Origin of the sequence: Mycobacterium sp. E2497 (assembly GCF_001668695.1) — a bacterium.
Lineage (GTDB): Bacteria > Actinomycetota > Actinomycetes > Mycobacteriales > Mycobacteriaceae > Mycobacterium.
Genome location: NZ_LZKD01000033.1, coordinates 1 through 9,675, shown reverse-complemented (window position 1 = coordinate 9,675; position 9,675 = coordinate 1). Strand labels below are relative to the sequence as shown.

Here is a 9,675-nt window from a genome sequence, read left to right as displayed (position 1 = left end):
CTCACCGCCGACGTCGAACAGGCCACGGCCGGCGGCCAGCGGGTCCTGGCGGTGGCTTGCGCCCACTTCGATGCCGACACAGCGTTACCGTCCGAACAGCACGACTTCGAGTTCGAATTCCTTGGGCTGGCCGGCCTCAACGACCCTGTGCGGCCCGGCGTGGCAGCTGCGGTCGCCGAATGCCGGCATGCGGGCGTCCGCACCATCATGATCACCGGCGACTACCCCGGCACCGCTCTGGCGATCGCCCGCGACATCGGCTTGGACCATGAAGCCGGCTGCATCACCGGCCGCGACCTCGAGGCGATGCCGGGCGATGAGTTGGCTCGCCACATCCGGTCGGTCAGTGTCTTCGCGCGAATGGTGCCGGAGCAGAAGCTTCAACTCGTCCGCGCCCTGCAGGCCAACGGTGAAGTGGTCGGGATGACGGGTGACGGCGTCAATGACGCCCCGGCCTTGCGCGCGGCCAACATCGGCATCGAAGTGGGCGCAAGCCACCGCCAGGACCCGCTGGCCGCCGGCCGTGGCCTGTTCGACGTCGGCGGTGAGTGCGGCGAGGTCGTCGGCGGTGAAATGGCACAGGTCCGCGATGGCCTCGGGTGCACCCTTGGCGGCGATGACGTAGCTGCCTCCGTCAGGCGAACGCCACACGTGGGACAGCGCCAGCAATTCCTCCGAGAGCGGATATTCGCGCACGAGTTCCCACTCGTCGTGCACGTGTTCGGTTCCGGACAGGTACTTTTCGCCCAGTTCCCTGAACGCCTTGTCCATCGGATCGAAGGGATCGACGGGCGAGGCCAGCACGGCGAACTCCGCGAGGGTGTGGAACGCCTCCGGCAGCGCGTCCTGGCCGAGGGTATACGCGTGCCCGTCAACGATGAGCTGCCGCACGGTCATTCGGTTCAACGTCAAGGTGCCCGTCTTGTCGACGCACAGGACGGTCGCCGATCCCAGCGTCTCGATGACCGGGGGAACCCGGGTGAGAACCCGCTTACGCGACATTCGCCACGCGCCTAGGGCCAGAAATACCGCCAAGACCACCGGAAACTCTTCCGGCAGCAGCGCCATCGCGGTCGCGATGCCCGCGAGCACGCCCGTCAGCCAGTTGCCCCGCGTCAGCCCGTAGACGATGACGACCGCAACCGCGACGGCCACACCCAGCGCGGCCAGAATCCCAACCAGCCGGTCGATTTCGCGCTGCAGCGGGGTGCGCTCCGGCTCTATCGTGCGCAGCGCTGTCCCGATCTTTCCCAGTTCGGTTCCTGCTCCGGTCTGCATGACCTCGGCGATGCCATGACCTTTGACCACCAGGGTTCCCGAGAAGACCCAGGGGGTCGCGTCCCCGCCGGGCCGGCCCATGGCCGCCGGGACCTGCGCAGGCTCGATCGACACCTTCCGGACCGGGACGGACTCGCCCGTCAACGCCGATTCGTCGACCGAGAAGTTCGCGCACTCCCAAAGCATCCCGTCGGCGGGGACCCGGTCGCCCTCGGCGAGCAGGACCACGTCACCCCGCACCACTTCGCGGCCGGCAATGCGTACCTGCGCACCGTCCCGCACCACGAGGGCCCTGGGCGAAGACAGGTCACGCAATGCGGCCAGGGCCCGTTCGGTTCTGTGCTCCTGATAGATCGAAATCGCGATGACGACGACGACGAAACCCATCAACATGACGCCGTCCAGCGGCTCCGCCAAGAGGAAGTTCACCAGACCCGCCCCCAGCAGCAGAAGCAGCATGGGTTGCCGGATGACGTCCCAGGCCTCCTGCAGCAAGTTCCGGCGCTGTTGGGCCGCCAACTCGTTGGGACCGTCGGCTGCGAACCGGCGCGCGGCTTCCGCGGCGGTTAGTCCGGACAGGGCGGCGCCGCGTCCTATCTCAGCCTTCGTCACGATGTCGTCAGCGCGGTCTGAAATGTCTGCTGGTGGCCCTTTTCGTCGCCGGCGATTTCGCGGAACAGGTTGGCGGCCTCGGGGTTTCCCGCCTGGTCGGCCTGGCGGGCGTAGTCGGGATACATGACGTCGGCCTCGTGCTGCTCACCGCTGATCGCGTCTTGCAGGTTGGCGTTGGTGTCGGTGGCCACCAGCCCCGCCAGGGTGGCCAGCGTCGCGAAATGCTCGTTCAATTCGACGTCGGCGGTGTTGGTGAACAGCTGTGCCACAGCAGGATTGCCGGCCCTGCGCGCCTGATCGGCGTAACGCATGTACTTGGCGTAGGCGAAGGCCTCACCCTGCATCGCCGTGCGCAGGTTCGCCAGCGTAACCCCGGACGACCGTGGGGGCCCGGCCGCGATAGCCGCCGGCGCCGCACCTTGGCCGGCGGGGACCGACGCGCCACTGCCCGGGCTGTTCACCGCCTGAAGTGCGGTTTTAAAGTCCCTGAGGTGATTCGCCTCGTCGGCGCCGAGCTCGCTGAAGGCGGCCGCCGCGGCCGGATCGTTGTCCGCGGTGGCCTGGTTGGCGAAACCCGGGTACATGGCCGTGGCCTCGTTGCTCTCGCCGTTGATCGCGTCGCCTAGGTCGGCCGCGATGTCGCCGCCCAGGCCGACCAGATCGGCCTCGCGCGCAAAGTGATCCATGTGCTCGGTTTGGGCCGCGTCGGTGAAGTCCTGCGCGGCCCGGGCCCGCCCCGCCTGCTTCGCGTGGGCGGCGTAAGCGAGATACTTCGCATGGGCCAGCGCCTCGCCATGCATGGCTGATAACGCATTCGATCGGGTGGAATCGGCAAGCGCGGAGGTGGTGGAGGCTGCCGGTGGCGCCGGATGGCTCGAGCATGCCGCCACCAGCAGCGCGGCCGCACACACCACACCCAACAACCACCTGGTCTGAGACATGGCTAGCCCGGCAGTCGATGTGTCACTCGTCTTGCCATACGACCGACGGTAACGCTGTGCGGCGGGCCGGCCGTAGAGGCGGAAGTCCCGTAATCGGTGACGGCGACCGCTTGCGTGCGGGCCGAGGCCGAAAGCGGCTGCCACGTCGATTGAGCCGGGGTACCGTGTCGGATCATGCGCGGTAGCTCAGGGCCGCTTCCACCGCGGCTGCTGCTCGACCAACTGCGCGACGAGCGCGGCCGGCGGGTGGTGTTCGTGTCGCATTGCCTGCTGAACGAGAACACCCGGTACGCCGGCGGTGCCACCCGAGCCGGCGCGGTGCCGGAGGCGGTCGAGGAGCTGATCGGCGCGGGCTACGGAATTCACCAAATGCCCTGCCCGGAACGGCTGGCCTGGGGCGGGGTCCTCAAGCCCCACAGCCTGCTCCTGTACGGCTCCAAGGGCGGATGGCTGTATCCGCTGCGCGGCCCGCTGCTCCGCGCGTTCGTGTGGTGGACCCGCCTGGTCTACCGGCGGTTGGCGCGGCGCGTCGTACGCGACGTGGCCGACTACCAGCGTTCCGGGATCGCGGTCCAAGGAGTGGTCGGGGTCGGCGCCTCGCCGTCGTGCGGGGTGATCACGACGTTGGATATGCGGGCCTCGCTGGACGTGGTCGCGGCCTGTCCGGCCGCCGCGCTGACCCGTGACGTCATGAACGAACGAGCCGTGCTCGGATGCCGCCGCCAGGGCGAGGGCCTGTTCGTCGCGGCGCTGGATCGTGCGTTGCGGCGACGCGGGCTGCAGCTTCCCGCGCTCGAGCATGACCTCGCGGCGGAGCTTCGCGGTGAGCGGCAGACGCTGCTCGCCGCGGGCCCATTGCGGGCCCTGGGGGAACTCCGGAACCGCGGGACCCCCTCCGGCGGCGTCGAAACCCGCTGACCCGCTTCCGGATTCGTCGTCTGGTGGCTTATCGCGGGCCCGCCCACTCGCGGACTACTCGCCGAACCGCTTGTCTTATATACCCTACAGGGGTATGGTTTGGGTTATGAACGAGACAGACACCTGCCACTGTAAATCCACCGGTTGCACCTGTGGCGACTCCGGCTGCACGCACGCCGCCGGCTGCAGCTGCGGTCACCCCGAATGCACGTGTAACGATTAGTCAGCCTCATCGCTCACAGTGCGTCGCTACCTCACGGGGCCACCAGCCCGCCGGTCGCCCGAGTGGCGGCGGCAAGGCCCATCGCACCCGTGGCCATAGGCCGCAAGTGAATCACCCCCAGCTGATTACGAGACTCATCATCGGTCTCACGATTCTCCTCGGCGCATGCGTGGAGGTCGCGCCGGTGGCCGGCGCCGACCCCAATCCGTTCGGCAACCTGAGCTGTCATTGCCAGTCGCCTCCTGGCCCCGGTTCTGACGTCCGCGGTCAAATCGCCCACGGAATCGACGATGGCCTCTCCCGGCTGCAAGCCCACGACGGCAACCCACGGCCGGCCGGGCCTTGAGGTCCGATCCGGGGACTTAAGCCCCTACCCCCTAGGGGTATCGATGCGGCACGATGGGCGTTACACACAACCGAGAACGGAGGCCCTGATGACATCTCGAGCGAGGACGGCGATCGTGCTGTTCAGCGGTGCGACGGTCCTGACGCTGGCCGCAGGCTTTGGCATCAGCGAATTGCTCAGCGACACAACCACACCGACCGCGGCCCCTACGTCGACCGTGACGCCCGCACCCCCTGCCACGGCCGGCCAGGGAGCACCCGCAACCAGTGAGCCCACTCGTGACTTCACCGCTCCCGGCGGCCCCAACGGCTGCATTCCCCACGTCAACTGTTAGGCGCGAGCGCGCTGGCCTGGTGCCCGCCGTGACACCAAACGGCGAGACCGCAGGTCGAATCCGCTAGAAGAGGTGGGGAGTGCTTCTGTGATGTCGGTGGTCGTAGTGCACGACCGCTCCGACCACGCCGGCGCCGACGCCGACACAGGACAGCAATGCGGCGGCCGCCACCATCGCCCAACCCGGGTGGCCGGTGCCGGCCGCGAACAGGGCCATCGGCAGAGCCGCAAACGCAAGGAGTGTGGACAGCCACCCGGTCCAGGCGGCGAACCTGTTGAGCATCATGTTTGACCCTCCTTAGCGGTCAGTCACGATCATCGTCCTTGTCGGCATCGGCCGGCAAGATGCCAAATGCCGAGGATGGTCCATTGATGGCGTGCCCCTGCCGTCGGGCCAGGTGACCGCGACCGTAACGCCGATCCTCTTCACCTGTCCCGCTCGAAGCGGCAAGCGGAACGTCTATGTTATGCACCTGACGCACAACGCTTCTCGGGATAAACGCCCCCAGCGCCCACCAGTCATCGCCCACTTCAGTGGTCATCGCGCCGCCAAGTCAAGGCGCGACTACCCGAGCGAGCAAGACGCTGTACCCATCAGCATAAGGAGTCCGATCACTTTCATTCTGGCTTCATGTGCGGGCGTTAGCGTCGCGTTCAGACCAGGTCACGGACCGGAAAGGGATGAATCAATGAAGCTCGGAATGAAGATCTGTATCGGTGTGGCCGGCGTCGCCGCCCTGGCGGCCATTGGCGTGGGGGTCGCTGTCGCCGACGACCAAGAGATCACCGGCCCCGCCGCCGACCAAGCTCGCGCCGCAGCGGTACAAGCCATACCGGGTAAAGCCGGGAAGGTCGAGAAGGAAACGAACGAGGGCGCCGCCTATTACGGGGTGCTCGTCACCAAAACGGACGGCACGCAGGTGGAAGTTCACCTCGACCAAGGCTTCCACTTCGTCGGCACCGAAGCCCCCGACAACGACTGATCTCGCAATCGGAGTTCCCGGAGTTTCAGGTGACTCGAATCGTGGGCAGGGCAACCGATCTCGCCGCCGAGGCCGGTAACTTCAGCGCGACGCACATCGCGCTGACGGCCGCACTAACCGGTGTGCTCGCGCTGGCCGCGGCGGCGTGGCGGTTGGGGCGAACTTCCTGGCTGGATGTCATTGCCATCGGTGTCCTGAGCGCGGCCGCGGTGTTCCTGTGGCGAATGTCGGCCAACATGCCACAACTCAACAGCGACGGACTCCCGGGCTTTTCCGCCAACGACTGGCTCGCACCCGTCATGACGTTTCTCTTTCTCGCGGCATACGCCGATCTCCGGCCTCCTGCTGATCCGAGACGCTTTGGCCAGGCCCGCGCGATCGCCGTGGTGGTGTCGTTGTGCGTCAACGTGGTCACCATCTGACGCCACCCGCACGAGAGGCAAACCTTGATTACATACTCGATATGAGTGAGGTAGGCCCGGGTTCACCGCTCGACGGGGAACCCCAATCGGCCGATCGAGAGCCCGCTGGCGGCGTGGGCTTCGGTCGCGTCCTCGCGTATTTCGCGAAACTGGGCGCGATCGGGTTCGGCGGGCCCATCGCCACCGTGGGATACATGCAACGCGACCTGGTCGAACGGCGCGGATGGATGGACCGGCAGGAATTCCTTGACGGCGTCGCCCTCGGCCAGACGATGCCCGGCCCCCTGGCGGCGCAGGTCGCGATGTGGGTGGGCTACTTGCGTCGCGGCGCGCTCGGTGCGGCCGCGGTCGCAGCGGCGTTCGTGGCGCCCTCCTTCATCATCGTGGTGGCCGTGGGCGCCATCTACACCCACTATTCGGGATCGCGCGTCGTGCAAGCGCTGTTCTACGGCATCGCCCCGGCCGTGATGGCGATCATCACCATCGCCGCGATCAGGCTGATCAAACTGACCGACCGCGCCGACTGGCGGCTGTGGGGCATCAGCGCGGCGGTATTCTCGCTCACCGCCCTCACCGGTTCCGAACCCGTGCTGGTGATCGTTGGGGCGGGTCTGTTGATGATCGCGCTCGACGCCCGGCCACGAATCCGATTGCGGCGCAATCCCCCAGACGACGTCGGCAGCACCGGAAGCGCCCCGAAGTCCATGCCCCTGGTGATCGGGCTGGGCACCATTGCCGGCGGCGGGACGCTGGCTTCTCTGGCATTGTTCTTCCTGAAGACCGGGGCGATTGTGTTCGGCTCCGGGTTGGCGATTGTGCCCTTCATGCGCGCGGGAGTGGTCGACCAGCACCACTGGCTGACCAACAGCCAGTTCCTGGACTCCGTGGCGATAGGTCTTATCACCCCAGGGCCGGTCGTGATCAGCGCTGGATTCATCGGCTATCTCGTCGCGGGACTGCCCGGGGCGATCGTCTCCAGCGTCGCCATCTTCACCCCGATCTACCTCGGGGTCGTCGTGCCCGGCCGCTGGTTCTTGCGGCACCGCGAGAATGTTCAGGTGCGCGCCTTCGTCGCCGGTGCCACCGCCGCCGCCGGCGGGGCGCTCTGCGGTGCGGTCGTGGTGCTCACTCGACAAGCTGTCACCGACTGGATCACCGCCGGCATCGCCCTGGTCACGCTGGGCGTGCTGTGGCGTTTCAAGATCAAAGAGCCTTATGTCGTCGCCGCGACGGGAGTGCTTGGCCTCCTGGCTTTTTGAGCGTTCCTGCGGCGGGTCTATGGCGCTTGCAGGTTGGTGGCGTCGAGCGCGGGGCGCAACGCCCTTGCCAGCGCAACCGCGTCGTCGACGGCCCAATAGTGCATATAGAACAGCCGGGGTTCCTCGGTCAGTCCGTGGTTGTGCAGCTCGACGATCTGGATGTTTCCGGCACGCAGGCCCTGAATCACCTTCTGCACTTCGGGAGCGATCAGGATGAAGTCGCCGTTGATCGCCGCCCGACCGCCACCGACAGGTTGGAAGTTGATGACGGTGGTCAGGTTCAGCGACGCCGCCGGCAGGACGTTCCCGTCTTCAACGATGGTGTCCTTACGGGGGATGCTGTACTTCAACAGTCCTCCATCTTGGGTCCCATTGCGGCCCAACGCTTGCTGCACCCCGGCGACGTCTATGTCGACCGGCGGCTGCTGCGCCGGCGGCGCGGCGGCCGGGCCAATCGATGTCGCGTCCAGCGCCGTTCTAAGCCCCTTCGCCAGCTGCACGGCGTCACCCATGCCATGTATGTGCGTCCACCAAATCGGCGGATTCTGTTCGAGCAGGTGCTTGTGCAGTGCGGTCTGAGCAATGCCATGCGCCTGCAGCGCGTCGGTGACCTTGGGCAGCTCTTCCTCGGTGACCACTAGGTCGCCCATCAGCAGCGTCGCGTTGTTGCCGTAACGGGCGAATGCCGCATACCCGCCCAACGACAGGCCTGGTTTGATGTCCACGCCGTAAGATGTGATGTGAAGATCGTTGCGCGGCAAGTTGATCCGATACGCGGTGTTGTGGTCGCCGAGCTTTCCGGTTCGTCCGAGCGCGTCGGCCACCGGCTTCCAGTCGGCATCGCCGGCCGTCACCGCTGAACGCGTGTTGGCCGGTTGCCCGGTGCCGCCTTTCGGACCCGAACTGCAACCCGCCAGCACCGTGGCGGCGATCGCGATCCCCACAACAGCATGCTTGACGCCGGCCATGACCGTGGGTCTACCGCTTCTTCATGAAGCCACGATGAAGCCGGACGGCGTGGCGGAATGTCCTCATCGCAACTTCATCAACGGCGACTACACCTGCTTTACCCACTTAGAGGTGATGATGGGTGTAAGCCTGATGGCATCTCCGTACGGGGAGAGGATGGTGGCGACCGTGCGAGTGCTGGTGGTCGAGGACGAGCCAAAAATGGCCGCCCTACTCCGCCGCGGCCTGGTCGAAGAGGGCTACGCGGTCGACATCGCCGCCGACGGCCCGAGCGGCTACCACGCCGCAACGGTCTGTGACTACGACGCCGTCGTCCTCGACGTCATGCTGCCGGGAATGTCGGGGTTCGAGGTCTGCCAGAAATGGCGCCGCCGGCAGAACTGGGTGCCGGTGTTGATGCTCACCGCCCGCGGCGCCGTCGTCGACCGAGTCGCGGGGCTTGACGGCGGCGCCGATGACTACGTCACCAAGCCCTTTCACCTCGATGAGCTCTTCGCCCGACTGCGGTCGCTCATTCGCCGCGGGCCGACACCGCGACCCACGGTATTGACCGCCGGTGCGTTGCGAGCCGACCCTGCGGGCCACCGATGCTGGCGGGGTGACGTCGAGATCGAGTTGACAGCAAAGGAGTTCGGGCTGCTGGAGCTGCTGATGCGCCGGCCCGGCACGGTGCTCACCCGGGACCTGCTGATGGAACACTGCTGGGACTTCGCCTACGAATCACGGTCCAACGTCATCGACGTCCACATCCGTGCGCTCCGCGACAAGATCGACCGGCCGTTCGGGACGCGCTCCATCGAAACCGTCCGTGGGATCGGTTACCGTATGCGCGCCGACGGCGGTGTGCCCGAGAAATCGAGCCGATGATCCGGCGCTGGCCGATCCGGATCAGGCTCACCGCCGCCTTCACCGTCGTGACGGGGCTGCTGTTATTCGCGGTGGCGAGTCTGACGGTTGCCCACACCAAGGGATCGCTCGACACCGCGATCACCGAGTCCCTGTCCACCCAACTGGCCAACCTCGGTCCGATCGCGGCGGACGACGATCCCGTACTGGCCGGAGGCGATCCCGACACCGCCCAGCAGATCGTCGGCCCGGAGGGTCGGGTGCTGGCGGCGACCTCCAATCTGGGCGGGCAGAACGCGCTGACGACCTCGCAGCTGGCGAGCGCCCGCCACGGGATACTGGTCACCGATCAATCGCGGCTCGGCAACCTGCCGGCGCCCGTGCGCATGGTGGCCGGTCCGGCGCCCGGAGGACGCGTCGTCGTCGCGGCCCAAAGTCTCGCCGACCGGGACGCCGCGGTCGCGGATCTGCGCAACGAGCTGGCCGTCAGTTTCCCGCTGTTGCTGTTGGCCACCGCCGTCGGCGCATACCTCCTCGCGGCCGCC

The 9,675-nt window shown here is 67.0% G+C and carries 12 protein-coding genes and 2 pseudogenes; 9 read left to right on the top strand and 5 right to left on the bottom strand.

Features of this window, described 5'->3' with window-relative positions; all coding sequences use genetic code 11:
• Window positions 1–51 precede the first annotated feature (51 nt).
• Window positions 52–447: pseudogene (locus A5713_RS29440) on the top strand (HAD family hydrolase); the annotation flags it as partial.
• A 429-nt stretch (window positions 448–876) separates the two neighbouring features.
• Here A5713_RS29440 and A5713_RS02655 read toward each other — a convergent pair.
• Together A5713_RS02655 and A5713_RS28615 are read right to left on the bottom strand one after the other, a co-directional pair.
• Window positions 877–1,890, bottom strand: a pseudogene (locus tag A5713_RS02655) (HAD-IC family P-type ATPase); the annotation flags it as partial.
• Window positions 1,887–2,690 carry a ferritin family protein gene (locus A5713_RS28615; protein WP_067917664.1) on the bottom strand — a complete coding sequence of 268 codons (804 nt, stop codon included), beginning with the start codon at window positions 2,688–2,690 and terminating at the stop codon, window positions 1,887–1,889. The pseudogene A5713_RS02655 and the gene A5713_RS28615, both read right to left, overlap by 4 nt.
• On the opposite strand from A5713_RS28615, the gene A5713_RS28610 reads away from it, so the two are divergent.
• The 3 genes from A5713_RS28610 to A5713_RS28055 all read left to right on the top strand — a co-directional run bounded on the left by A5713_RS28610 (window position 2,689) and on the right by A5713_RS28055 (window position 4,652).
• The gene (locus A5713_RS28610) at window positions 2,689–2,826 is read left to right on the top strand and encodes a hypothetical protein (RefSeq protein WP_197509008.1); all 138 of its coding nucleotides are present in this window, start codon (window positions 2,689–2,691) and stop codon (window positions 2,824–2,826) included. The two genes, A5713_RS28615 and A5713_RS28610, sit on opposite strands and share 2 nt — an antisense overlap.
• Window positions 2,827–3,005: 179 nt before the next feature.
• Window positions 3,006–3,749, top strand: coding sequence for a DUF523 domain-containing protein (locus tag A5713_RS02645; protein WP_067917666.1), 744 nt, complete (start codon window positions 3,006–3,008; stop codon window positions 3,747–3,749).
• A 657-nt stretch (window positions 3,750–4,406) separates the two neighbouring features.
• Complete coding sequence (locus A5713_RS28055) at window positions 4,407–4,652, top strand: hypothetical protein (protein ID WP_156751717.1); 246 nt, start codon at window positions 4,407–4,409, stop codon at window positions 4,650–4,652.
• Between the two features lie 63 nt (window positions 4,653–4,715).
• Here A5713_RS28055 and A5713_RS02635 read toward each other — a convergent pair whose 3' ends face one another.
• Both A5713_RS02635 and A5713_RS28050 read right to left on the bottom strand, forming a co-directional pair.
• Entirely contained in the window at window positions 4,716–4,937 is a 222-nt protein-coding gene (locus A5713_RS02635; protein WP_067917670.1) for a hypothetical protein, read from the bottom strand.
• A gap of 19 nt (window positions 4,938–4,956) precedes the next feature.
• The gene (locus A5713_RS28050; protein WP_156751716.1) at window positions 4,957–5,193 is read right to left on the bottom strand and encodes a hypothetical protein; all 237 of its coding nucleotides are present in this window, start codon (window positions 5,191–5,193) and stop codon (window positions 4,957–4,959) included.
• A 147-nt stretch (window positions 5,194–5,340) separates the two neighbouring features.
• Between A5713_RS28050 and A5713_RS02630 the strand changes: the two genes are divergently transcribed.
• The 3 genes from A5713_RS02630 to chrA are packed head-to-tail and all read left to right on the top strand — an operon-like array spanning window position 5,341 to window position 7,315.
• The gene (locus A5713_RS02630; protein ID WP_082972730.1) at window positions 5,341–5,634 is read left to right on the top strand and encodes a PepSY domain-containing protein; all 294 of its coding nucleotides are present in this window, start codon (window positions 5,341–5,343) and stop codon (window positions 5,632–5,634) included.
• 29 nt (window positions 5,635–5,663) lie between these two features.
• Complete coding sequence (locus A5713_RS02625; RefSeq protein ID WP_067917675.1) at window positions 5,664–6,056, top strand: hypothetical protein; 393 nt, start codon at window positions 5,664–5,666, stop codon at window positions 6,054–6,056.
• A 41-nt stretch (window positions 6,057–6,097) separates the two neighbouring features.
• A complete protein-coding gene (gene chrA, locus A5713_RS02620) occupies window positions 6,098–7,315 on the top strand; it encodes a chromate efflux transporter (RefSeq protein WP_067917678.1) in 1,218 nt (405 codons plus the stop codon).
• 17 nt (window positions 7,316–7,332) lie between these two features.
• Here chrA and A5713_RS02615 read toward each other — a convergent pair whose 3' ends face one another.
• Entirely contained in the window at window positions 7,333–8,283 is a 951-nt protein-coding gene (locus A5713_RS02615) for a DUF1259 domain-containing protein (protein WP_067917680.1), read from the bottom strand.
• Between the two features lie 34 nt (window positions 8,284–8,317).
• On the opposite strand from A5713_RS02615, the gene A5713_RS02610 reads away from it, so the two are divergent.
• Both A5713_RS02610 and A5713_RS02605 read left to right on the top strand, forming a co-directional pair.
• On the top strand, window positions 8,318–9,151 hold the full coding sequence (locus tag A5713_RS02610) for a response regulator transcription factor (RefSeq protein WP_369804355.1): 834 nt from the start codon (window positions 8,318–8,320) through the stop codon (window positions 9,149–9,151).
• The coding region (locus A5713_RS02605) for a hypothetical protein (protein WP_156751715.1) at window positions 9,148–9,675 on the top strand (528 nt) is incomplete at its 3' end. The genes A5713_RS02610 and A5713_RS02605, both read left to right, overlap by 4 nt.

What these genes read in the sequence shown, in the direction of transcription:
- A5713_RS28610 (WP_197509008.1), top strand. Translation starts at nt 2,689, where the DNA reads ATGGCTGATAACGCATTCGATCGGGTGGAATCGGCAAGCGCGGAGGTG.
- A5713_RS28615 (WP_067917664.1), bottom strand. Translation starts at nt 2,690, where the DNA reads ATGCATGGCGAGGCGCTGGCCCATGCGAAGTATCTCGCTTACGCCGCC.
- A5713_RS02645 (WP_067917666.1), top strand. Translation starts at nt 3,006, where the DNA reads ATGCGCGGTAGCTCAGGGCCGCTTCCACCGCGGCTGCTGCTCGACCAA.
- A5713_RS28055 (WP_156751717.1), top strand. Translation starts at nt 4,407, where the DNA reads ATGACATCTCGAGCGAGGACGGCGATCGTGCTGTTCAGCGGTGCGACG.
- A5713_RS02635 (WP_067917670.1), bottom strand. Translation starts at nt 4,937, where the DNA reads ATGATGCTCAACAGGTTCGCCGCCTGGACCGGGTGGCTGTCCACACTC.
- A5713_RS28050 (WP_156751716.1), bottom strand. Translation starts at nt 5,193, where the DNA reads ATGACCACTGAAGTGGGCGATGACTGGTGGGCGCTGGGGGCGTTTATC.
- A5713_RS02630 (WP_082972730.1), top strand. Translation starts at nt 5,341, where the DNA reads ATGAAGCTCGGAATGAAGATCTGTATCGGTGTGGCCGGCGTCGCCGCC.
- chrA (WP_067917678.1), top strand. Translation starts at nt 6,098, where the DNA reads ATGAGTGAGGTAGGCCCGGGTTCACCGCTCGACGGGGAACCCCAATCG.
- A5713_RS02615 (WP_067917680.1), bottom strand. Translation starts at nt 8,283, where the DNA reads ATGGCCGGCGTCAAGCATGCTGTTGTGGGGATCGCGATCGCCGCCACG.
- A5713_RS02610 (WP_369804355.1), top strand. Translation starts at nt 8,318, where the DNA reads ATGAAGCCGGACGGCGTGGCGGAATGTCCTCATCGCAACTTCATCAAC.